This is a genomic window from Methylorubrum rhodesianum (genome assembly GCF_014199985.1).
Classification (GTDB): domain Bacteria; phylum Pseudomonadota; class Alphaproteobacteria; order Rhizobiales; family Beijerinckiaceae; genus Methylobacterium; species Methylobacterium rhodesianum.
In genome coordinates this window covers 51,495-72,505 of the sequence record NZ_JACHOS010000022.1, presented here as the reverse complement: position 1 = coordinate 72,505, position 21,011 = coordinate 51,495, and the positions used below count along the sequence as shown (strand labels likewise).

Annotated in this window: 21 protein-coding genes and 3 pseudogenes; 11 read left to right on the top strand and 13 right to left on the bottom strand. The window is 65.9% G+C overall.

Annotated elements, in window-relative coordinates; all coding sequences use genetic code 11:
- Positions 1-261: 261 nt before the first annotated feature.
- A protein-coding gene (locus HNR01_RS24500; protein WP_085987082.1) for an IS3-like element ISMex11 family transposase occupies positions 262-1,361 on the top strand; the annotation gives its coding sequence in 2 pieces (ribosomal slippage) (positions 262-514 and positions 514-1,361; 1,101 coding nt in all).
- Positions 1,362-2,160: 799 nt separating this feature from the next.
- Here HNR01_RS24500 and HNR01_RS24495 read toward each other — a convergent pair.
- Together HNR01_RS24495 and HNR01_RS24490 are read right to left on the bottom strand one after the other, a co-directional pair.
- Positions 2,161-2,568, bottom strand: a complete 408-nt coding sequence (locus HNR01_RS24495; RefSeq protein WP_017487475.1) for a helix-turn-helix domain-containing protein — start codon at positions 2,566-2,568, stop codon at positions 2,161-2,163.
- 813 nt (positions 2,569-3,381) lie between these two features.
- Positions 3,382-3,741, bottom strand: coding sequence for a hypothetical protein (locus HNR01_RS24490; RefSeq protein ID WP_017487474.1), 360 nt, complete (start codon positions 3,739-3,741; stop codon positions 3,382-3,384).
- A gap of 85 nt (positions 3,742-3,826) precedes the next feature.
- Between HNR01_RS24490 and HNR01_RS24485 the strand changes: the two are divergent.
- The 3 genes and pseudogenes from HNR01_RS24485 to HNR01_RS24475 form a co-directional block, all read left to right on the top strand.
- Positions 3,827-4,315: pseudogene (locus HNR01_RS24485) on the top strand (Na+/H+ antiporter NhaA); the annotation flags it as partial.
- Between the two features lie 88 nt (positions 4,316-4,403).
- Positions 4,404-4,883, top strand: a complete 480-nt coding sequence (locus HNR01_RS24480; RefSeq protein WP_017487472.1) for an MgtC/SapB family protein — start codon at positions 4,404-4,406, stop codon at positions 4,881-4,883.
- Between the two features lie 66 nt (positions 4,884-4,949).
- A complete protein-coding gene (locus HNR01_RS24475) occupies positions 4,950-6,248 on the top strand; it encodes a DUF2254 domain-containing protein (protein ID WP_012455597.1) in 1,299 nt (432 codons plus the stop codon).
- 84 nt (positions 6,249-6,332) lie between these two features.
- Here HNR01_RS24475 and HNR01_RS24470 read toward each other — a convergent pair whose 3' ends face one another.
- The 6 genes from HNR01_RS24470 to HNR01_RS24450 all read right to left on the bottom strand — a co-directional run bounded on the left by HNR01_RS24470 (position 6,333) and on the right by HNR01_RS24450 (position 10,984).
- Entirely contained in the window at positions 6,333-6,998 is a 666-nt protein-coding gene (locus HNR01_RS24470) for a response regulator transcription factor (protein ID WP_012455596.1), read from the bottom strand.
- An 18-nt stretch (positions 6,999-7,016) separates the two neighbouring features.
- Positions 7,017-9,083: an ATP-binding protein gene (locus HNR01_RS24465; RefSeq protein ID WP_012455595.1), complete on the bottom strand. Its 2,067-nt coding sequence runs from the start codon at positions 9,081-9,083 to the stop codon at positions 7,017-7,019.
- Positions 9,067-9,459 (bottom strand): hypothetical protein, encoded by a 393-nt coding sequence (locus tag HNR01_RS24460; protein WP_012455594.1) that lies wholly within the window; start codon positions 9,457-9,459, stop codon positions 9,067-9,069. The genes HNR01_RS24465 and HNR01_RS24460 overlap by 17 nt, the downstream gene beginning before the upstream one ends.
- Before the next feature lie 83 nt (positions 9,460-9,542).
- On the bottom strand, positions 9,543-9,752 hold the full coding sequence (locus HNR01_RS28100) for a ribosome modulation factor (protein WP_312893416.1): 210 nt from the start codon (positions 9,750-9,752) through the stop codon (positions 9,543-9,545).
- 192 nt (positions 9,753-9,944) lie between these two features.
- Positions 9,945-10,442 carry a PRC-barrel domain-containing protein gene (locus HNR01_RS24455; protein ID WP_012455592.1) on the bottom strand — a complete coding sequence of 166 codons (498 nt, stop codon included), beginning with the start codon at positions 10,440-10,442 and terminating at the stop codon, positions 9,945-9,947.
- Positions 10,443-10,561: 119 nt separating this feature from the next.
- Positions 10,562-10,984 carry a hypothetical protein gene (locus HNR01_RS24450; RefSeq protein WP_012455591.1) on the bottom strand — a complete coding sequence of 141 codons (423 nt, stop codon included), beginning with the start codon at positions 10,982-10,984 and terminating at the stop codon, positions 10,562-10,564.
- Positions 10,985-11,858: 874 nt separating this feature from the next.
- Here HNR01_RS24450 and HNR01_RS24445 point away from each other — a divergent pair.
- From HNR01_RS24445 to HNR01_RS24420, 6 genes are all read left to right on the top strand, one after another.
- The gene (locus HNR01_RS24445; RefSeq protein ID WP_012455589.1) at positions 11,859-12,026 is read left to right on the top strand and encodes a hypothetical protein; all 168 of its coding nucleotides are present in this window, start codon (positions 11,859-11,861) and stop codon (positions 12,024-12,026) included.
- 123 nt (positions 12,027-12,149) lie between these two features.
- Positions 12,150-12,896: a glutaredoxin family protein gene (locus HNR01_RS24440; RefSeq protein WP_012455588.1), complete on the top strand. Its 747-nt coding sequence runs from the start codon at positions 12,150-12,152 to the stop codon at positions 12,894-12,896.
- Between the two features lie 1,301 nt (positions 12,897-14,197).
- Positions 14,198-14,952 (top strand): IS5 family transposase gene (locus HNR01_RS24435; RefSeq protein WP_085985407.1). Its coding sequence is split into 2 segments (ribosomal slippage): positions 14,198-14,528 and positions 14,528-14,952, totalling 756 coding nucleotides; the frame shifts between segments, so codons are not numbered across the junction.
- A 79-nt stretch (positions 14,953-15,031) separates the two neighbouring features.
- Positions 15,032-15,598 (top strand): hypothetical protein, encoded by a 567-nt coding sequence (locus HNR01_RS24430; RefSeq protein ID WP_012455605.1) that lies wholly within the window; start codon positions 15,032-15,034, stop codon positions 15,596-15,598.
- 200 nt (positions 15,599-15,798) lie between these two features.
- A complete protein-coding gene (locus HNR01_RS24425) occupies positions 15,799-16,134 on the top strand; it encodes a hypothetical protein (RefSeq protein ID WP_244409682.1) in 336 nt (111 codons plus the stop codon).
- Positions 16,118-16,510 (top strand): hypothetical protein, encoded by a 393-nt coding sequence (locus tag HNR01_RS24420; RefSeq protein ID WP_012455607.1) that lies wholly within the window; start codon positions 16,118-16,120, stop codon positions 16,508-16,510. Before HNR01_RS24425 ends, HNR01_RS24420 begins: the two co-directional genes overlap by 17 nt.
- A gap of 253 nt (positions 16,511-16,763) precedes the next feature.
- Here HNR01_RS24420 and HNR01_RS24415 read toward each other — a convergent pair whose 3' ends face one another.
- The 3 genes from HNR01_RS24415 to HNR01_RS24405 all read right to left on the bottom strand — a co-directional run bounded on the left by HNR01_RS24415 (position 16,764) and on the right by HNR01_RS24405 (position 18,071).
- Complete coding sequence (locus HNR01_RS24415) at positions 16,764-17,171, bottom strand: helix-turn-helix domain-containing protein (protein WP_012455609.1); 408 nt, start codon at positions 17,169-17,171, stop codon at positions 16,764-16,766.
- Positions 17,172-17,351: 180 nt separating this feature from the next.
- A complete protein-coding gene (locus HNR01_RS24410) occupies positions 17,352-17,537 on the bottom strand; it encodes a hypothetical protein (protein WP_017484791.1) in 186 nt (61 codons plus the stop codon).
- A 327-nt stretch (positions 17,538-17,864) separates the two neighbouring features.
- The gene (locus tag HNR01_RS24405) at positions 17,865-18,071 is read right to left on the bottom strand and encodes a hypothetical protein (RefSeq protein ID WP_153876384.1); all 207 of its coding nucleotides are present in this window, start codon (positions 18,069-18,071) and stop codon (positions 17,865-17,867) included.
- 148 nt (positions 18,072-18,219) lie between these two features.
- On the opposite strand from HNR01_RS24405, the pseudogene HNR01_RS24400 reads away from it, so the two are divergent.
- Positions 18,220-19,160, top strand: a pseudogene (locus HNR01_RS24400) (IS630 family transposase).
- A 206-nt stretch (positions 19,161-19,366) separates the two neighbouring features.
- Here the strand turns inward: HNR01_RS24400 and HNR01_RS24395 are convergent.
- Positions 19,367-19,474 (bottom strand): annotated as a pseudogene (locus HNR01_RS24395) (helix-turn-helix domain-containing protein); the annotation flags it as partial.
- Between the two features lie 352 nt (positions 19,475-19,826).
- Positions 19,827-20,789, bottom strand: a complete 963-nt coding sequence (locus HNR01_RS24390) for a LysR family transcriptional regulator (RefSeq protein WP_012455612.1) — start codon at positions 20,787-20,789, stop codon at positions 19,827-19,829.
- Positions 20,790-21,011: the final 222 nt, after the last annotated feature.

The window sequence follows — 21,011 nt, the reverse complement described above, 5'->3', positions numbered from 1 at the left end:
TGAGCATTCGGAAAGACTCTGTCATCTTCTCGGCTTGGAAGGTGCACAACCGAGGGGAGATCGCTCGTATGGCTCGATGCGACGACTTTCCTCGTGCGGTACGCTGCATTCCCGTTTCCAGTCTGAGCGCCGTCGTGCATCTCCGCGGGGTCTTCCGCCGAACTACACGCCGTGACCCTGACTGACGTCCCCCCATCGCTTTGGTCCGGCGTGAGTGCGAGTTTTCCGGTTGTGTGAGCCCCTGAGGGGAGGAGCAGAGCCGTGAAGAAGAGCAGGTTCACCGAAGAGCAGATCGCCTTCGCGCTGAAGCAGGCCGAGACCGGGACACCGGTCGCGGAGGTGCTGCGCCGGATGGGCATCTCCGAACAGACGTTTTACCGCTGGAAGAAGCTCTACGGCGGCTTGGGCACAGGCGAGCTGCGGCGGCTGAAGCAGCTTGAGGACGAGAACCGCAAGCTCAAGCAGCTGGTTGCCGATCTGAGCCTCGACAAGCACATCCTGCAGGACGTGCTCGCAAAAAAGCTCTGACGCCTGCTCGGCGACGCGAGCTCGTGCACCAGGTTCAGGAGGCGCACGGGGTGAGCGAGCGGCGCGGCTGCGCCGCGCTCGGCGTCGGTCGGTCGGGCGTCCGCTACCGCTCGACCAAGCCCGATCAGGCACCGCTGCGGATGCGCATCTGTGATCTGGCCAAGAGCCGGGTGCGCTACGGGTACTTCCGGATCTACATCCTGCTGCGCCGGGAAGGTTGGCGGGTGAATCACAAGAGGGTCCACCGCCTCTACAGGGATGAGGGCCTCAGCCTGCGGCTCAAGCGGCCGCGCCGGCACGTCAGCGCGGCACACCGTGAGCGTCAGCCTGCTGCGCTCCGGCCGAACGAACGCTGGTCGATGGACTTCGTCTCCGACGCGCTGTTCGACGGCCGCCGGCTGCGGGCCCTGACGGTCGTCGATGCATTCACGCGCGAGGCTCTGGCGATCGAGGTCGACCAGGGCATCAAAGGCGAACAGGTCGTGGCTGTCGTCGGCCGCTTGGCGCTGCTGCGCGGAGCACCATGCGCGATTCAGGTCGATAACGGGCCTGAGTTCGTCTCGAAAGCCCTCGACCGCTGGGCCTACGAGAACGGTGTCACGTTGGACTTCTCACGGCCCGGCAAGCCGACCGACAACGCGCTGGCCGAGTCGTTCAACGGCCGGCTGCGCGACGAGTGCCTGAACGCGAACTGGTTCTTGTCGTTGGCCGACGCGAGGAGCAAGATCGAGACGTGGCGGCGGCACTACAACGAGAGCCGTCCTCACACCGCCCTGGGGTGGCGAACACCCCAGGAATTCGCCCTAGCGGCGGCCCTGCAGGCCGCCGAATGAGATCCGGAAGCTCACCTTCCGGCCGGACCAAAATCCGGGGGACCCTCAAAGAGACCCGGAGGCTCACCTTTCGGACGGACCAAAATCCGGGGGACCCTCATCACTGTCGGCGAGATGGGCGTCGTGTAGAAGTAGATGCGGGCATCCGACGTGAAGGGATGGTTGTGGTTCATGCCGGCGAGCAAGCCGCCGATCACAGGCAGACGGAGCTGCTTGGTCTCATCGAGCGTGAGCGGGCGATCGAAAACCGCATGCATGAGCGGGAGCGTGATTAGAGGAGTGGTGGGGCCGAAGATCACGCCATTTCGAGTGAGCGGTGGCAGAAGCGGACAGACCGCAGCTTTTGCGCGAAAATTTCCTGATCGTTAACGATCCGATCCCGATACTATCATCACGAAATTGTGATGATAGCGTCAAATGGCCCTCAAACTGCTGTTCTTCGGTGCCATTTTGTACGGAGAGTTTGTTTTTCTCTCGTGGCTAGACATTCACTTGTATCTAATCGCTATTCTGATGCTAGCATCAGCTGGACCGATGAGTTACCTAATTTTTCCGCAAAAAGAAAAGGACTAATCGTATATTCTCGCGAGAGAGACGGCGGCCAAGGACGCCGGCGCCTACTTGTTCATCGGGCCGAGCACACGCATCAGCCCGGTGGTGACGGCGCCCGGCGAACGTCTGCACGCCCGGTCCGAGATCGCCATCGGACCTATCGTGACATACGCACGCGAGACGCCAGAGGAGGTGGTGCGGCTGCTGGCGTGGAGCGGCAGGCACCACATGGCGGATCTTTCAGATCTTACGAGCTTTTTGCTGAAACGGTACGAGCAAGGCCGCGGACGAGCGCCAGTACCTCCCGGCGCATCTGGTCGTCCTCGATCGAGGCGAAGGCGCGCAGCAAATCGACGGCACCGGGAGTGCTCAGGAAGCCGAACACCTCCGTCTGCCCCTGGGCGGCAGCGCCGTCGGACTCTTCGAAGAAGGCGGAAACGGGCACTTCTAGAAGCTGGGCAATCTCGCTCAGGCGGCCGGCGCCGACACGGTTCAGGCCCTTTTCGTACTTCTGAACCTGTTGGAAGGTCACGCCTACAGCGGTCCCGAGGGCAGTCTGGCTCAGGCCTCGCGCCTTGCGCAGAGTGGTGATCCTAAGCCCTACGATGCGATCAGCCTCAGTGGTCTGTTTAGGCTTCAGAGCGGATGCGCTCATGTCTCAAAATCCGTCCGGTTACAACCTTCGGAGGAAGGCCGATTTGGCTCTCAGGTTGTAACCCGCAAAACGCAAAACCACAAGTCAACGAAGGTTACATAGTATCGCCGGGTGGCGATGCATGGCCGGCGATCAGGCGCACTCGGCCCTGGATTGTGGACTGGTAGCGCACTAGCAAGCGTTGGAGCAGTGTTTGGCCGGCGTGTCCTTCGATCTAAGGAGACCACAACCGGATGCCAGTCTGACATCATTCGAAATTCATTGGCTCCCGATCGGCGCAAGGATGCCAGCGCGATCAGGGCCAAAGTCAATGGCTCCGCTGTGGGGCAAAACGACGACTATCTCTCAACGTCGAGCCGCGGAGTGTAAAACTGGCCGCAGGGTCATGTCATAAAGAAGAATGAAGCAATTCTTTCGCGCGGCGCTCTCGGGCAGATTACCTGTCGGATCTTTGTTGGAACGGGGGCGACGCATTTAGCCAATAGCAGGAAGGCTTCGTAAGCCAACTTTAAGTTACTTTGACTCGGGTCGACCTCAGCTTTCACTAGCGCTCCCGCGGCCGACTTCCAGAGGTCCGACTGAGGCCCGCGGATAGCTTCTTCCAGGCCGTGACGATGCAGTGAATAAAGGGCCTCAGGAACGTCCTCGACTAGTTTAACACCAAAGTCGGGCCTTCTAGGATCGAGCCAAACAACAACAGCGTCGGGAAACGGTAACGAGACCATACAGCAAGCTCCTAAACATTTCCATGCAGAGCCAATAGCCTCCAAGTGTTCTAGGTTTCGATTTGAGTCGGGCACTCGCTAATTGTAGTTAATGTTCGGTAACTATGTCCCAAACAATATTAAAAGTTGCATGGCGGTTATGCGGGCTCATCGACATGTTGCGAAGCCGCTTTGGGAATGAGCCCCATATAGCATTCTTTCCGAGAGGACGCGGCTTGCCTTCGGTCAGCCGTCGGGCAATCGAAACAAGTCGCCGAGTGCTGATGTTCGTGGCGAGCATCTGCTTTTGCACCTCGGCCATGCGGTCGTCATCGCTGGCGCCGGCAGCCGCAGCTTCCCGCCCAACAGCCTTGTAGATCTCCCGCACGGCCGTCTCATCCAGGCCGAGCCCCCGGGCGAAGCCGAGCAGGCCGCGCATCTCGGCAGCGGCGCGCTCATCCTCGGTCATATCCAATCTGTCTCTTCGGCAACGAACCACTCTGCTAGGAACGCCGCAGCCTTCTCTCGCGACTCGGTCCGGCCCGTGATCTTCCCCTCCACGTCCTCACGTGGGCAAGCCGGACGACCCGACCTCGCCGCTACATATCCTCGAACACGCGGTCCAGCCGTGGTCGGCCTACCTGATTCTGCCGGTGTTCGGCTTCGCCAACGCGGGCGTGTCGCTGGCCGGGTTCGCCCCGCACATGCTGCTCGACCCGGTGACGCTCGGCGTGGCGCTCGGCCTGTTCGTCGGCAAGCAGGCCGGCGTGTTCGGGCTCGTTCTCGCCGCGGTGAGGCTCGGGCTGGCGCAGCGCCCGGCCCATGCGACATGGGCGCAGGTCTACGGCGTCTCGCTCCTCTGCAGGGTCGGCTTCACCATGAGCCTGTTCATCGGCCTGCTCGCCTTCGCGGACGCGCCGGCCCTGGAGGCGGGGGTCAAGATCGGCGTGCTCGCCGGCTCGGTCGCCTGCATGATCTCCGGGGCGCTCGTCCTCCTGGTCGCAACCTCGAGGGAGCAACGCGCGCGGCCGAGCCCGGCCTGAACCGAGCGGGCCAATCCGGGAAAGGGGGCGGCCGGCGCGTGTTGACCCTCAACACTCGACAAACCTCCCGGGGGGACCGGACCCGTTCATGCTTCTCGACGCCACCGCCATCTCGTTGCCGGACATCCTCCTGCGACTTGGCTCGGCCACGGTCTGTGGGCTGGCGCTCGGTTTCGAGCGGGAGCGCAAGGGCAAGGACGCCGGCATCCGTACGCACGCCCTCGTCGCCTTGAGTGCCGCGGTCATCACCACCTCGGCCCTGAGCCTCTACGCCGACGTGCAGGTCCGCGGCGGCGACGCCGATCCCCTGCGCGTCATTCAGGGGCTTGCACAGGCCATCGGCTTCATCGCAGCCGGTACGATCTTCGTCGCCAAGGGCGACGCCGAGCGGACCGTCCGAAACCTCACGACGGCCGCCAGCGTGTGGCTCGAGGCCTCGGCCGGCATCGTGGCCGGCGCGGCGCAGTTCACGCTGCTCGCGGCGGCCATGGGCTTCGGTCTGGCCATCCTGGTGCTGATCACCACGCTCAAGCGGTTTGGGCTCGCCCGGGAGGAAACGGAGGATTGAGCCGATGTCGATGAACGGGAAAGTGCCACCCACCCTGGTTCGGGCGGCGGAACGGGAGGGTTGCCGGTGAGGGCAAGGATACGAGCCTGGATCGAGTTCCTGGGCGACCAGTTCTGGCTGCGGCCGGCGCTCGTCGTGCTCGCCTGCATCGGCCTGGCTCAGGTCGCCGTGTGGCTGGAGACGGCGCACATCGCCGGCTACGACCCGTCCTCTTCGGACGCGGACTGGGGCTGGGCCGGGGGCGCCGAAGGGGCGCGGGCGCTGCTCAGCGCGGTGGCCTCCTCCACCATCGGGGTGGCGGGCACCACCTTCTCCATCACCATCGCCGCGCTGACGCTGGCCTCAAACCAGATGGGGCCGCGGCTCCTGCGCAATTTCGTGCGCGACGCCCGCAACCAACTCGTGCTTGGCATCTTCCTCGGCACCTTTGCCTACGCGCTGATGGTGCTGCGCACGGTGCGAACCGTCGAGGAGGAGACCTTCGTCCCGCACCTCGCCATTTCGGGTGCCGTGCTGCTGGCGCTGGTCTCCCTCGGGACGCTGGTCTGGTTCGTCCACCACGTCGCCACCAGCATCAACGTCGAGACGGTGGTCGACGCCGTCCACCGCGACCTCTGCGCGGCCGTCGAGGCGCGGACCCGCGAAGAGGCCGACGTCCAGCCACCGACGGAAGCCCCGCGCGGCGCCCCGGTCGCGCCGGCGGACGGCGGCTACCTGCAGGCGATCGACACGGATGGCCTCGCCGACTGGGCGCACGAGCGGCGCGTCGTCCTTGCCCTGAGGGTTCGTCCGGGCGATTTCGTGCCACGGGGATTCCCAGTCGCCTTCCTCTCCGCGGGTGTTGAGGACGCCGCCGAGGCCGTCGGCCGCGCGCTCACCTTTGGGCGCCGCCCCGCGGCGCTTCAGGACCTGGAATACTCGGTGCGGCAGCTCGTCGAGATCGCAGTGCGGGCGCTCTCGCCCGGCATCAACGACCCGATGACGGCGGGCAGCGTGCTGGACCACCTGGGCGACGCCCTGTGCCGGATCGCGCCCCGCCACCTGCCGACCGGGGCCGTCGCGCGCGAGGGTCGCATCGTACTCGTCCATCCGGTGACGGACTACGACGGCCTGTGCGACGCGATGTTCCACATGATCCGCCAGAACGCCGCCGGTTCGGTGCATGTGCTCGCGCGGATGCTGGAGGTTCTGACCCAGACCGCGGAGGTCGAGCGGCTGACGACGCGGCTGTCCGAACTCGGGCGCCATGCCGACCTCGTCCTGGCCGCAGCGCGGCGCGACGTCGCCGACCCGAGAGACTTCGCCGACCTTGAGGAGCGGTACGTCCGCTTCGTCCGGGTACGCGGAGGAATGGCCATGGGTTGATCCGCCCGGTCGAGGTCGACCAAGGCATCGATGCCCCGCCGCAGTCATCACAAATTCCGGGAAACCGATTACGAGCTTACTACGTCACCGGAGGGCGAGCGCATCGAACCAGCCGTGCGCGGCGCCGTAGCGGATGATCTCGGCGCGGGTCCGCAACCCGAGCTTCTCGGCGGCCCGCGCCTTGTAAGTCTCGACCGACTTCACGCTGACGTCTATGCGCCGGGCGATCTCCTTGTTGCTGAAGCCTTGCGCGATCAGGCGGAGGGTCTCGGCCTCGCGCGGGCTCAACGGCTCGCGGCCCTCAACCATACCCGGGCGCCCGTCCGACCCGGAGGGAACTGCCAGGGCATGGCCGGCGATGGACGGGTCGAGGTAGACGCCGCCGGAGGCCACGGCCCGGACCGCCCGGAGCAGGTCGTCCGCGGCCGAGCGCTTGAGGAGGTAGCCGCGCGCGCCGGCCCTCATCAGCGGCTGCACGTAGGCCGCGTCCTCGTGGACGGTCAACACGAGCACCCGGGTGCCGGGACATTCGCCCGTCACCCGCTCCGTCAATTCTAGGCCGTTCAGGCCGGGCATCGAGACGTCGATCACCGCGACGTCGGGCGCGACGGCGCGGATCATCGGCAGCGCCTCGCCGCCGTCGGTGGCCTCGCCGACGAGCTCGACCTCGGGGTCGGCGTTGAGCAGCGTCCGGATGCCCGCGAGGACGACCGGATGGTCGTCGGCCAGGACGACGCGGATACGGTCCATGCTGGTCCCTCTCGTGGGTCAGGCGGCGGGCGCCACCGGGATGCGGACGAACAGCGTGGTGCCGACGCCCGGGGATGCCTCCAGCGTGAGCGTGCCGTTCAGGAGGGTCAAACGCTCGCGGATGCCCGAGAGACCCAGCCGCGGCTCCGTCGGCGTGCGCCCCACGGAAACGGCAGGGCCCGGTTCGAAGCCGACGCCGTCGTCCTCGATGATCACCTGGACCTCGTCCGGGCGACGGTCGACACAGACGCTGACGGTCGCCGCGCGGGCGTGCTTGAGCACGTTGGTGAGCGCCTCCTGCACGATTCGGTAGACCGCGCTCTCGACGGCCGCTGGAAGGCGCGACGCATCCCCGACGAACTCCAGGTCGGATCGGACGCCGTGGCGCTGTCCCCACTCGCGCAGCAGCGTCGCCAGCGCCTCGCGCAGCCCGAGGTCGTCGAGGGCGGTCGGGCGCAGGTCGACGGCGGCACGATGGATGTCGCGCCCGATCTCGCCGGCGAGGCGCTGCAGCCACTGGATCTGCCGTCCGGCTTCGGCCGAGGTTTCCTGCGCGTCGAGCAGCCGCTCCAGCCCTTTAAGACCGAGCGAGAGGCCGGTCACCGTCTGGCCGACCTGATCGTGCAGCTCGCGGGCGATCCGGCGCTGCTCGTTTTCCTGCGCCTCGCCGAGGCGGCGCAGCAGGTCGAGCCGCTCCGCCTCCGCGCGCTTGCGCGGCTCGATGTCCGAGACCACACCGTAGACGAGGCCCGCGGGGTCCCCCTGCCGAAGCCGAGGCGCTCGCCCGGTCAGGCGCACCCAGCGCGACACCGAACCAGCCTGAAAGACCCGGAACTCCACATCGAGGGGCTTGCCCTCGGCGAGGCTTCGCCGCATCTCCGCCGCCATCCGCTCCCGGTCGCCGGCGTCGACCGCCCGGAAGGCGATGTCGGCATCCGCGGTCATTTCGCGCCCCTCCGGCACCTCCGCTTCCCAACCCAAGAGCTCGGCGGCGCGTCGGGAGGCCGTCACGGTCTCCTCGGCCGTATCCCACCGTAGGGTGCCGAGCTCCGCGGCCTCGGCGGCGACGGCGCCCTGCTCCTCGCTCGACCGCAGGGCGAGGGCGAAGCGTGCCTGCTCGCCCGCCCTCCGTTGGGCCATGTCGCGCCCGACCAGCCCGACCAATGCGAGGCCGAGGCCGATGCTCAGCACGCTGCCGCCGGCCAGCAGGAGGTAGGAACGCGAAACCGGCGCGTTCAGCGTGGCGACCGGCATACCGAAATGCACCGACCAGCCACCGGTGTCCTTCAGGGTGCGGTAGACGACCTCGACATCCGGCCCTTCCAGCGTCGATCCGGTGTAGAAGCCCTGCGGCTCCCGCCGGATCGCCGCCAGCAGGGCGGCGCCGGCCGGGTGGCCGAGTTCCTCCGCCTCGGCCCGGGTGCGTGCGATGGTGTTGCCCGCCGCATCGACGATGGTCCCGACCCAGCCCTCCGGCGCGCCCGCGTCGCGAAGGATCGCGCTGACCGCGCTCGTGGCGAGACCGACCGAGAGGACGTGGCGGAGCGTTCCGTCCCGGACGACCGGCACCCGCAGCGCGACGAGGCGCTTGCCCGAGATCGGCCCGAGCGGCCCGATCCCGCCGACCACCGGCCGCCCCGTCCGTACCACCGCATCGAAGCTCGCGCGGTCGGCGGTGGGTCCGAGCTGATCGTCGAGGGAGCGGAGCAGGTTGACGACCTGGACGCCGTCGGGACCGGCGAGCTCGACGGTCTCCCAGAGCGGGTGCTCCCGCCTCAGCCGCTCGGCCTCGGCATAGAAGGCGGTGAGGTCCGGCCGGTCGAGGCTCGCCGAGGCGGCCTCGGCTCGGAGGACCGCGATCTGCGTGGCGATGTCGGAGGCGACGCGCTCGGCCACCCGGGCCGCGCTCGCCACGGCGGCGCTGCGGGTCAGTTCACGTTCCTGTTGCGCCATGAGCGTCGCCACCCAGCCGCTGAGCAGCAGCACGGGAATGGCGGCCGCCACCGCGAGCGCAACAAAGGTCCTGCCGTTGCCGCGATGGATCTCGGGGCGGCCGGCATCGCCGTTCTCACGTCCGGCGGACATGCGGGGGCAACCGATCAGGCGGGGCCGTGGCGGACGTGTTCGCCGGTGAGACCGGCCGAGCCATGCTCTCCACCACAGGGTCGGCCGAGACCGCGCTGCCCTCGACAGGCATGCCGGCCATGCCGTCATCCGTCAGCACGCGCGGGTCGGTCACCGTCTGCTCGTCGCCGAGGAGGCGACGTCCCGACGCGATCACCTGCAGGACCTGGCGGTCGCCCCCGGTGGCGGCGTTCCGTTCCAGGTCCCGCAGCCGTTCGACGAGGTTCGGCGGCGCGGCCGCACAGTCCTGCAAGCGCGCCTCGACCAGGGCGGTGACCACCCGTTCGAGGCTCCCGAAGGTCCGGCCCTCGAACGAGCGGGGTCGCTTCCGTCCCATCGCCTCTCCGCCGCCTTCCCGACGGTCCTCAAATTTCTGCCTTAGGGCCAGGGAAACCAGGGGTCGAGAGAAAGGTCCGCGACCTAGACCAAGTTCGGGTCAACCGCCCCGTTCCGGGTCGCGGGGCCGCAAGCCGTCACGGCCGGATGGGGAACTCGCTCTGCGAAGTCCCAGGTCGATCCGTCGTAACCTTCGTACCAGGCCCGGCGCTCGCGGGAGGCCGCCGGGTAGGGACAGGCATCCCGCGGGCGCCCGAGGGCCCGGGCGCGGGAACCCTGCTTGATGACGTCCATAAGCATCGCCACTATCTCCACCACATCGACGTTTACGATGCGGCTTCGAGTAGCGCCCGTATCCTGGCGGGCGACAAGCGGTTTCGCCGGGCGTCGCCGTTCTCACCGACACCTGTCAGGTTCATCCCGACACCGCCCGGGTACTGGAATGCTTGGGCGTGGCCCCGCGGACACGGGACCACGCGCCGGGGGTCAGGAGTTCTTGTTGTACTTGAACTCGGGCGCGTTCTTCAGGGCGTCCTTGTCGGTGTCGACCATCGCCTTGAGCTTGCCGTCCGCCTTGTGCAGGAAGATCGACGAGGGGTCGACCAGCACGTAGCGCTCGCCCATGCCGAGGAAGCCGCCGACGCTGACGACGACGCCGGTCACCGTCTTGCCGTTGTCGATGACGAGATCCTCGACCTCACCGATGGCCTCGTTCTTGTTGTTGTAGAGGTTCTTGCCGACGAGCTTCGACGAGGTCACCTCGGCCGGCTTGGCGGTGACGAACTTGATCTTGGCGGTCGCGGTGTCGGCCATGGTCATGCCGCCCATGCCGCCGGCCGAGGTCGGCATCGCGGTGCCGGCCGGCGGCGTCTTCATCTGGTTGGTCTGGGCGTCGGCGGGCGGCTGCGCCGCCTTGTCCTGGGCGAGCGCGGGGCTGGCGAGCACGGAACTCGCGAGGAACACGCCGAGTGCGAGGTTCTTCATCGATTTCACCTGTCTATGCCGACGTGGGCTCGACCCGTCCCGAGGTCGGACCGGCGCACGCCGAGGGAGTCGAAAATGGGTGGCGACCCGGCAGAAATGCCGGGTCTCCTCGACGGGGATCAGTAGCCGCAGGTGCAGTAGGAGCCGCGGGCGCCGTACCCGTATCCGACCGGGGCATAGCCGTAGCCGCCGTATCCCCCGTAGTAGGCCGGCCGGGCCGCCGTTGCGGCGAGGCCGAGCCCGAGGCCGGCCGCCAGGCCGAGACCGGGATAGCCGCGGCGGTAGCCGTAGCGTCGCCCGTAGCCGTAGCGCGGACCTCCGAAGCCGACGCGACGGTACCCGCCGAAGCCGCGGCGATAGCCACGGAAGCCGACCGAACGGTGTCCACGGAAGCCGTGGCGGACGCCTCGGAAGCCGCCGTGGTGGCCGGCGAAGCCGCCATGGTGGAAGCCATGGCCCCTGCCGAAGGGCCGCGCCTCGCTCGACGGCGAGAACAGCATCAGGCTCGATACGGCCGCAAGGGCCAGTGCGAGACGTTTCATCGGTTTCAGCTCCGTGATGGTGGTGGCTGACCCTTGCGGGCCACGACCGTGACGGGTTCGACAGGGTGTCCGATTGTCTGGCCGCGGGCCGGACGTTCCTGCGCCGGACCGCCGGGGACGCTTGGGCTCGGCGCCCCTCTCTCCCCGCTCACCGAGTGATCTGTGGCGCGGGGGATGGGTGCGCAGTCGGAGAAGACCGCATTCCTGTCGGGACAAACCTGACACCTCTGAGGGCGCCGCCTCGGGTTCGGCTTGCGCGGCCGGTTTGGTTCACGAAAGCTTAAACCGGAGCCGCCGACCCTTCCGCCATCGTGTGGGCGGCTGTGCCCGGCCCGCCCCGCTCACAGGGACGAGGGAGAGACATGAGGACAGCCATCGTTCGGAAGGCTTGGTTCGCTTGGGGAAGACGGGCGGAGACCGGAAGCGCGGTCGGCACGGGCGACGCCCAGGTGCCGACGGTCCCGGCGGACGCGTCCATCGAGGACTGGGCACGCCTCGGCGGCGGCCTGGCATCGGCCGAGGCGGATCTCCGGTGCGGCCTTGGCGGCACTGTCACGGGCGACCGCGGCACCCGATATACCGGTTATGTCGTGTCGCCATCGCCATGACGCCGGATCGGGTCCGTCGGTCCTGCAGGCCCCGTCGACCTGCCGACGGTGGCGGCGCTGGCCGAGCGAGCTGCCGCGTCCGGCCAACGACAACGGCGACGGCGCCACCTCGTGGCCGCTGTGGGCCGCGTGCGGGATGGCGGTGGGTCTGCTCCTGCTCGTCGGCCTGGCCTGTATCCTAGCGTCCTGATGCCGGTCGTTCGCGAGCGCCGGCGGTCCCCCCAGATTCGCATGTTCCGGCGCGAACCGGGCGCAGGAGGCCCATCATGTCCCGTTCCATGCTTCGCAAGGGCCGCTGGCGGCAACTTGCCTTCGGGCCACGCCCTGCGGCGGCGCGCGCGTCCGATCTGGTCCTGGCCGTCGTCGCGACGTCCTTGCTCGCGGGCCTCTGCCTGCTGGCGGTGGCCAACGTCGCCGGCGACTTGGCAGGCTGACCGTCACGGGTTTCGGCGGGCCTCCCGGGCGGAGCCGGCGGACGCGTCACCTCCGCCCGTGCCCGATCCGACGGTTCGCGGGTTGTCCCTCGAACAGGACCACCGGCAACGAGGAGCCGATCCATGCTCGACACCACCCGCAGGGCCATCGTCTACCGGATGGTGATGGAGAAGCACGTCTGCCCCTACGGACTGAAGACCAAGGACCTGCTCGAACGAGAGGGCTTCACGGTCGACGATCACTGGCTAACGACGCGCGAGGAGACCGACGCCTTCAAGGCCGAGCACGACGTGAAGACCACGCCGCAAACCTTCATCGGCGGGCAGCGCATCGGTGGCTACAACGACCTGCGGCGTCATCTCGGCAGGGCGGTCAAGGACCCGGACGCGACTAGCTACACGCCCGTCGTCGCCGTGTTCGCCATGACCGCCCTGATGGCGTTGGCGGCGAGCTACGCGGCCTACGGGACGCCGCTGACGATGAGGGCGGGCGAATGGTTCATCGCCTTCAGCATGTGCGTGCTGGCCATCCTCAAGCTGCAGGACGTCGAGACCTTTTCCTCGATGTTCCTGGGCTACGACCTGCTCGCCCAGCGCTGGGTCCGCTACGCCTACGCCTACCCGTTCTGCGAGGCGCTGGCCGGCGTGCTGATGGTGGCGGGCGCCTTGAACTGGCTGTCGATCCCGGTGGCCCTGTTCATCGGTACCCTCGGCGCCGTCTCGGTGGTCAAGGCGGTCTACATCGACCATCGCGAGATAAAGTGCGCCTGCGTCGGCGGCTCGGGCAGCGTTCCGCTCGGCTTCGTCTCGCTGACCGAGAACCTGATGATGGTCGGCATGGCCATTTGGATGCTTGTCGCGCACCACTGATCAGGCGGCGGGCGACGGGACCGGCTTGGCTTCACCTCCTCACCGCTCGCCGATGTGCCCGATCCTGTTGATGTTATGGCCGTCCGCAAGGCGTCTGCTTTGGGGTGCAGAGCAGCTCTTCGAGGGATCAGCGCTTAAAATCAGCTAAGGGTCAAGAGTTCGCGCACCGATTGTTCGGCTGTGCGCCACCTCAGGGCTAAAGGCGCCGTCTGATCGAAGATCAAAGCAGAAAAAAGACCGCCTCGCTCGGCCTCAACACGGCTTACTCGCGCCCATACTGGCGCAAACCAGCCTGTGAAATCCTACCATACAACCAGAATATCTTCCCAATACATCAGCGAAAGCTACAATGGCCGTCGGAGGTCGTAGGTGGCGGCGGGCCGGGTGAGAGGGGACTCGATCACCGGCCCGCCGACCGCTGGCCAGACTGAATCAGCGCAGCGGCACTGAATTTTGCCAATCAGTGAGCATCACTGAAATGACAAACGATATTTCTAGTTGAATTTTTCCCGAGCCGGCCGGGTGATGCCGAGCATTCCTCCATATCGGAGAACACCAACATGGACGTCGCTGAGATCCAGCGCGCGCTCTTGGCGCGCGGGTATGACCTCGGGCCTTCAGGAGCAAACGGCGATGCCGCTGCCGGCGGCGCACAAGCTGCCGACGACGATCGCCGGCGCGCGCTCGGGTGTGAGCGAGGCCTAAAAGCAGCGGGCCGGCCCCTAGCGCCCCCTCTAAGGCACCGACCCGCTGGCCGTCTGTCCAGGAGCTGACCGGCAACAGACAGAACGGCAGCAAACTCCTGCTAACGCTTTGGGAAAAAGATCAAGATGCGTCCGATTCTTATAATGAATGCAAGCTAGAGCGTTGAAACTTGCATCTGCACCGCGCGCTCGGGCGTGAGTGAAGCGTAAGTGCAGCGGGTCGGCACTCAAGGGGAACCTTAATACCGACCCGCCGGTCGCTTGCCGCAGTATTGGAAGGCGACCTGCGGTATCACGACACCGATTTATACACCTCGCACCGGAGGGGCTCAGCCGAACATAGTGGCTTACTGCGATCGGGGTGCTGGCCCAGAACGCCAGAGTCCGACCAGATGGCAACGGGCCGGCGCCCCTGCACCAGCCCGTCATCTGCGACCTGCACCGTGGCGCGGATGTTCTGCAGGCCGAGTCCTTCGTGCCCGTTGCTCCCAGGACGCTCAAGTAGCTCCTTCGGACTAGGTTGGGAACTCATACAACCATTTGCGTCCGCTTGCGTTTTCTTCCTGGGTTTGGGGTTTCCAGCGCAGGAGGATCGCGATGGCACGGTTGTTCTGGCTCTCGGATGAGGCTTGGGCGCGGATTGAGCCCCATCTGCCTCACGGCCAACCGGGCAAACCTCGGGTCGATGACAGGCGGGTCATCAGCGGCATCCTGCACGTGCTGAAGGTCGGATGCCGTTGGCAGGACACGCCCTCCACCTATGGCCCACACACGACGATCTACAACCGCTACAATAGGTGGTCTCAGCGCGGTGTCTGGCAGCGCTTGTTTGCCAGGATCGCTGCCGCAGGTCCTGTCCCCGAGGAACTGATGCTCGATGCCTCTCACGTGAAGGCACACCGCTCGGCATCCGGCGGAAAAGGGGGGCCTGGAGCCAAGTCATCGGCCGCTCGCGCGGCGGGTTCACGAGCAAAATCCATTGCTTGGCCGATGGTCGTGGCCGACCGGTTGCGTTCGCCCTGACGCCGGGCAACGTGGCCGACATCAGCATGGCGCTGCCTCTGCTGCAGGCCGTCGTGCCGCCCAAGCGCCTGATTGCCGACAAGGCCTACGACGCACAGAGCCTGAGGGATTGGCTGAAGAGCCGCAAGGTGATCGCCACCATCCCATCCACGGCCACCCGGACGGTCCCCTACAAGTACGGCCGGATCGCATATCGGCGGCGCAATCGGATCGAGCGCTTATTCGGCCATCTCAAAAACTGGCGGCGCATCGCGACCCGCTATGACCGCTTGTCTTGCAACTATCTGGCCGCCGTCGCGCTCGTGTCCTGCGTCGTTGCATGGACCTGAATGAGTCCCCTACCTAGCACGATAGTAGTGACCGAGCCGGCCGGGCCCGCCGCGCATCCCCACCATCAGGACCATCACCATGACCCGTGTGCTTCTGCTCGCGGCGCTGGCGCTCGCCTGTTTCGTGTCGCCCGCCCTCGCCGCTGAGATCGCCACCGTCGGCGACAAGGCGGTGATCGCACCCTGGGGCGACTGGCTCGTTGCGCTCGCTGTGTCCCTGCGCGAGCCGATCCTCACCATCCTCATCCCGATCATCGCCGGCTACGTCATCCAGGCCATCCGCAAGGTCTACCCGTGGGCGACCCTGTTCCTCTCGCAGCGGCGCGTCGAGATGATGCTCGAGGCGGCCGTCGGCTTCGGTCTGAACGCGGTCCAGGGCGCGGCCAAGGGCAAGACCCTGTCGGCCAGTGTGGCGGTGCCGGTGATCGCCAAGGGCACGCAGTACATCATCGACACGGCCCCGCCCGCGGTCATCAAGGCGGCCGGCGGTCCGGACGGCATCGCAGCCGGCATGTTCCGCAAGCTCGATCTCGACGACTATGCCAGCGAGCAGAACGTGCTGATCCCTGCGCTCGACCGGATCGGCGGCTTTGCCCCGCCGTCTGCCGACGAGTTGCGGCAAGCGGACGAGATGGTTCAGCGCTGAGCATGCCCCACACCGCACGGACGGGACGGATCGGAAAGGGCAAGCGGATGCTGGTCTATGACCCGATCCCGCCATCAACGAGCGGATCCGCCGTGCGCTCCGCTACGAACAGTCCCGCTGGGCTGAAATCTGGCTCTCGCTGATCGCCGTCGGCCTCGTGCTGGCTGCGCCGACCAACACCTTCGGCAACGAGAGCTTCCGTGTCATCGCCTCGCTCATCAGCGAGTGGAAGGCGCGGCGCGCTGTGCCTGTTCTTCGGCTCCGTCCGTCTCCTAGCGCTCTGGATGAACGGGCGGCGCGGGCGCGAAACCTCGCTCATCCGCACCCTGGGCTGCCTCGGCGGCTTCGTGTTCTGGCTCGCGATCGCCCTCGGCTTCCTGCTCACAGCGCCGCCCATCACGACGGACGTCGCCGTCTACACCATCCTCGCCTTCGCCCAGCTGCACGCCTCAGGACGCGCGGCCAGCGACATGGCGGCGGAAGACACGTTCGGGTTCAGAGCACGCAGGAGGCAGAACGGTGGCGGCAGCTCCTGATCCTCTTCCGCAGCTTGATACCTGGCCCGCGATCATCGTCGCGGTCAGCGCCGCAGCCGCCGCCCTCCTCGTCCCGCTGACCGGCTTCCTGATGACCTTCTTCGACTACCGCATCGAGACGCAGAAGGCGGAGGCGCTGAAGCCAGAGGTAGCGCGGGACGTGGCGCAGGTGGCTGGCACAGCGCTGTCCGACAGCATGGCGGTGGTCGACCTCACCGCGGCGATCAAGGATCTGACCGTGGCGATCCGGGCGGACACGACCTCGGAGGAGGCGCAGCACGCTAGCCAGTTCGCGCAGGTGCTCCAGCGGCTCACTGACGTACTGAACCACCACGACGACACGCACGAAAATCCGCCGCGAGGTGGGCGACGATGACGCCCTGCTTCATTGCGGTCACCCTAGTCGGCATGCTTGCGAGCGGGAAGCCGGCCAAGGACGCTCGAGCTTACCTGTTCATTGGGCCGTGCAAGCGCATCAGCCCGGTCATCAGCGCGCTGGGCGAGCGGCTGCACGCCCGGTCCGAGATCACCATTGGGCCGATTGTGACATTCGCCCGGAAGACACCGGAGGAGGTGGTGCGGGCGCTGTGCGTGGAGCGGCAGACACCGCTTGGCGGATCTTTCAGATCTTACGAGCTTTTTGCTGAAACGGTACGAGCAACGCTGCGGACGATCGCTAGAACCTTGCGGCGCAGCTGATCGTCCTCGATCGTGGCGAAGGCGCGCAGCAGATCGACAGCTCCGTGGACCCGCAGAAAGTCGACTACCTCTGTCTGCTTCTGGGCAGTGGCGCCATCGGCCTCTTCGAAGAAGGCGGAAACCGGCACTTCGAGGAGATGGGCGATCTCGCTCAGGCGCCCGGCGCCGACGCGGTTCAGGCCCTTCTCGTACTTCTGGACCTGCTGGAACGTTACGCCCACGGCGGTCCCAAGGGCAGTCTGGCTCAGGCCTCGCGCCTTGCGCAGCGTGGTGATCCTGAGCCCTACGATGCGATCAGCCTCAGTGGTGTGCCTAGGCTTCGGAACGGATGTGCTCATGTTTCGGAGTCCGCCCGGTTGGAGTCTTGCGATGGGAGGCCAATTGGGGACAAGGGTTGTAGCCAACAAAACGCAAAACTACAAGTCAACAAACGTTGGGTTGCATCGCCCGCTGAGTATGCATGGTCAGGGATCAAGCGCGCTTGCCTGGAGCGTGGACTGGAAGCGCTCTGGCGAACGTTATAGCGGCAGGCCCGCGCCGACCTGACGCCGTGTCATCAGCCCCGCCCGGTCCGCCGGCGCAGGGTCTTTTTGTTCAAGCGGCACCCCAAACGCCACCTCTAGAACGTAGAGCCCGACGGCAGACAGCGCGATGCCAAGGAGGATGAGCATGACGATTTCGAGGAGGATCGCGAGCTTCTGCATGCCGGCCTATTGCCGGGATAGCGCTCGACAGGGATAGCCTTCTCCACACAGGCTGCTCACGGGTCGAATGATCTCGGTGCATGGTCGGTTGGGGATGAAACCGTCTCCCCGGTCCGTCTGCCTCATGCCCGCCCTTCAGCGGGTTTTGACTTACATGGCAGACTGATCCCGCCCGGCTCAGCCGCGGCGGGGTTTTTCGTTTCAAGCTCCCCGCGCCGCCGTGAGCATCCGCTTCCGCACCTTGGCCATGCAGTCATCATCGCTGGCGCCTGTCGCCATGCCTCTGTCCTCGCTGCAGGATCCGCCTGTCCTTCGGATGTCTATAGGTCAGTGGCGGTCGGGATTATTAATCTGTACTTCTTCCGCCTCACCCTCATTCGCAAGCCGGTCTTCGAGAACGCTCGCGTTCTGCTCAAACTCGTCAGCCATGCTGCGAAGTTTTGAAGCAACCTGATTTCGTTGGTCGGATATAGTATCTGCCAACTCCCGGCAGAGCTCGGCCTTTGCTCGAAAATAAATCGCGAGGATCTTCATATCGCTTAAATGCCGACACTGGCGGCAAATGCGAGTCACAAGATTGCGTAGCACCGTCTAGAGCAGGCACCGACCGGATTGAATCGTCTGGGGTTTCGGCTGGGACGGATTTGTGATTCGATGGACGGCTTTCCGAGGAGGAGAGCCGATGGCGGCTGCCTTGTCCGTTGATCTGCGCGACCGCGTCGTGGCCGCAATCGAAGCTGGGGCCTCGCGCCGGGAAGCGGCACGGCGCTTCGAGGTCAGCCCGGCCAGCGCTGTGCGCTGGCACGGGGCCTTCGTGCAGGAGGGCCGATGGGCGGCGATCAACGCTCGCACACCATCGAGGCGCAGGCTGATCTGATCCGGCAGACCTACGAAGCACAGCCCGAGCTGTACTTGCATGAGCTGCGCGACCGTCTGGCCGAACGAGGCCTGCGGGTCGGGGTCAGTAGCCTGTCCCGCTTCTTCAAGCGCCACGGCAGCACGCGCAAAAAAAACACCGCCCACGCCGCCGAGCAGGAGCGGGAGGACGTGAAGGCCGCACGCCTGTCCTGGTTCGAGCACCAACTCGATCTCGACCCGGACAGGCTCGTGTTACTCGACGAGACCGCCACCAACACGAAGATGGTCCGCCGCTATGGGCGGGCCCCGCGCGGCGAACGCTGCCGGGTCGCAGTGCCGTTCGGCCACTGGAAGACCATCACGGTCACGGCCGGCCTGCGCAGAAGCGGCCTGACGGCCACCGCACTCTTCGATGGACCGATGACGGGCGCTCGCTTCCGCGGCTATGTCGAAGAAACCCTTGTCCCAGCTCTCAGGCCCGGTGACACGGTCGTGCTCGACAATCTGCCCGCCCACAAGGTCAGCGGTATCCGTGAGCGCGTCGAGGCGGCGGGAGCGAGGCTGCTCTACCTGCCGGCATATTCCCCCGACTTCAATCCGATCGAACTCGCCTTCGCCAAGCTCAAGGTCATTCTTCGTGCCGAAGCCGCTCGCACGATCAGCGACCTCTGGAACACTATCCACCGAGCCTTCAGACGCTTCCCGTCAGCCGAATGCCGCCGCTATCTCGCCGCCGCAGGTTACGACGCATATGATCCAACCTGATCGAATGCTGCTCTAGGTCCAGCAGTCGGGCCGAAATAATGCAGCCCCTGCCGTGCGCTGGCGGATCCCTCGGCGCTTGGTCAGCGCACCTGGATCTCGCGCTCGCCGACGATGATCTTCGCCGCCTCTGTCGGATGCCGCTCGACGATCCGCTTGATCCCGTAGGGCCTCAGCTTGTCCCAAGCCGCGTCGCTGCCCAACATCAAGGTGGACACGCTGACCCCGAACCGGGCTGCCGCCTGATGACAGGACGCGCCCTCCGAAACAGCAGAGACGACACGCTGGCGGAGATCGACGGACAAGGGTGAAGGCATCGGCATCCTCCTTCACCCCTCAACGTCCCGACTCTCCAACCGTCCCAAACCGCTCGGGCACGGCACTAGGGGTCAGGAGTTCGCACGTCGGTTGTTCGGCTGTGCGCCAGGAGCCGACATCGGGCTAGCCACGCCTGAACCGCCGCTTGCGACCCAAAGCGGTCATACATACGGCCGATGACGAAGGACCGCTCAATGTGGTGCAGCAGACATTCGGAAGACAGTGGCTCGACAAAGAGCGCTGAATTTCGCCGTACCCGTAGGTCGCCATTGCGGAGCGCAGCTGTTGGTTGAGACATGCAACGCTGCACAGGTGGACCTATGCTCGCACCGAAAATGATGTGGCTGCGTTTTAGGCACGAGCGCGCGCAGGGGCGGGGCGCTCCGTGGGCTTGAGACGAGCGCGCCAGACGGAGCGCTGGACAAGATCTCCGATGACGCCTGCCAGAACTTCGGCAACGGCCTCGCTGCCACGCGTATTCAGAGTTCGCTGCGACACCACAACAGAAAGTCGCCAGGAAGGTGTCGGATCGACAATTGGTATAGCTACCATCTCGCTGCGCTTGATCTCCGCAGCCAAAGCGAAATGCGGCATGATGGCCGCGAAGGCCTGAGCGCGCACGAGCTCTGCGATCGCCGGCAGGCTCTCGCAATCCGTTGCAGCCAGAGTGATGTCGTGACGTGCCGCGAGTTGCTCGATCACGCCGCGCAGCACATTCGGGCGGCCAGGAAGCACCACTGGAAGTGCCTGCTGAAAGACCTGTCCGAACTCGATCTCGCGTCGCGCGGCCAGCGGATGCGAGGTGGGGACGATGAACATCAAGTCTTCGACCATCATCTCGGTCCAAGCCACGTGCTCGAACGCTTTGTGGTCGTAGAGCAGTGCGACGTCCAGACGTCCGGATTGGATCCACTCGTCCAACGTACCGCTCATCGCCTCGACGATATGGAGACTGATGTTGGGAAGCGCCTCCGCCATAGCGCGGTGGAGTGGCAGAGAAAGTCCACGGCAGGCTGAAGTCGGTAATCCGACCGAGATCCGTCCGCTCGGGCTCGTTGCCTGTGAGCGCATGACATCCTTGGCCCGCTCGACCTCCTGCAGAATACGCCGCGCGTGTTCGTAGAACTTCAGCCCGAGCTCCGTGGGCGTGACCCCGCGGGCGTGCCGGAACAGCAGTTCGACACCGAGCTCGTCCTCAAGGTTGCGCATCTGTTGGCTGAGCGAGGGCTGGGCGATCCGCAGCACCTCAGCGGCTCGCGAGACGTTCCCGCTCTCCGCGATTTGCGTGAAGTACCGAAGCTGACGAAGATCCATGGCAATCCTATCCGGGGACTTTGTGACAAGGCGCGGAACTCCACGCCCATGTCAAACTGCTCTAAGGCAGAGCAATCTGCGCAAACTATGTGCATCAAATAAAAATTTAGAATGAAAAAACATGATGTTAGCTAGGTAGCGCTTCGCCAAGCCTCGCCTATGAACGAAGCTCATAGGTAATTCCAATGGCTCACATCGGAAATTGGTCTTTGATGCCTGATG

What these genes read in the sequence shown, in the direction of transcription:
- HNR01_RS24495 (WP_017487475.1), bottom strand. Translation starts at nt 2,568, where the DNA reads ATGAGCGCATCCGCTCTGAAGCCTAAACAGACCACTGAGGCTGATCGC.
- HNR01_RS24490 (WP_017487474.1), bottom strand. Translation starts at nt 3,741, where the DNA reads ATGACCGAGGATGAGCGCGCCGCTGCCGAGATGCGCGGCCTGCTCGGC.
- HNR01_RS24480 (WP_017487472.1), top strand. Translation starts at nt 4,404, where the DNA reads ATGCTTCTCGACGCCACCGCCATCTCGTTGCCGGACATCCTCCTGCGA.
- HNR01_RS24470 (WP_012455596.1), bottom strand. Translation starts at nt 6,998, where the DNA reads ATGGACCGTATCCGCGTCGTCCTGGCCGACGACCATCCGGTCGTCCTC.
- HNR01_RS24465 (WP_012455595.1), bottom strand. Translation starts at nt 9,083, where the DNA reads ATGTCCGCCGGACGTGAGAACGGCGATGCCGGCCGCCCCGAGATCCAT.
- HNR01_RS24460 (WP_012455594.1), bottom strand. Translation starts at nt 9,459, where the DNA reads ATGGGACGGAAGCGACCCCGCTCGTTCGAGGGCCGGACCTTCGGGAGC.
- HNR01_RS28100 (WP_312893416.1), bottom strand. Translation starts at nt 9,752, where the DNA reads ATGGACGTCATCAAGCAGGGTTCCCGCGCCCGGGCCCTCGGGCGCCCG.
- HNR01_RS24455 (WP_012455592.1), bottom strand. Translation starts at nt 10,442, where the DNA reads ATGAAGAACCTCGCACTCGGCGTGTTCCTCGCGAGTTCCGTGCTCGCC.
- HNR01_RS24450 (WP_012455591.1), bottom strand. Translation starts at nt 10,984, where the DNA reads ATGAAACGTCTCGCACTGGCCCTTGCGGCCGTATCGAGCCTGATGCTG.
- HNR01_RS24445 (WP_012455589.1), top strand. Translation starts at nt 11,859, where the DNA reads ATGTCCCGTTCCATGCTTCGCAAGGGCCGCTGGCGGCAACTTGCCTTC.
- HNR01_RS24440 (WP_012455588.1), top strand. Translation starts at nt 12,150, where the DNA reads ATGCTCGACACCACCCGCAGGGCCATCGTCTACCGGATGGTGATGGAG.
- HNR01_RS24430 (WP_012455605.1), top strand. Translation starts at nt 15,032, where the DNA reads ATGACCCGTGTGCTTCTGCTCGCGGCGCTGGCGCTCGCCTGTTTCGTG.
- HNR01_RS24415 (WP_012455609.1), bottom strand. Translation starts at nt 17,171, where the DNA reads ATGAGCACATCCGTTCCGAAGCCTAGGCACACCACTGAGGCTGATCGC.
- HNR01_RS24410 (WP_017484791.1), bottom strand. Translation starts at nt 17,537, where the DNA reads ATGCAGAAGCTCGCGATCCTCCTCGAAATCGTCATGCTCATCCTCCTT.
- HNR01_RS24405 (WP_153876384.1), bottom strand. Translation starts at nt 18,071, where the DNA reads ATGAAGATCCTCGCGATTTATTTTCGAGCAAAGGCCGAGCTCTGCCGG.
- HNR01_RS24390 (WP_012455612.1), bottom strand. Translation starts at nt 20,789, where the DNA reads ATGGATCTTCGTCAGCTTCGGTACTTCACGCAAATCGCGGAGAGCGGG.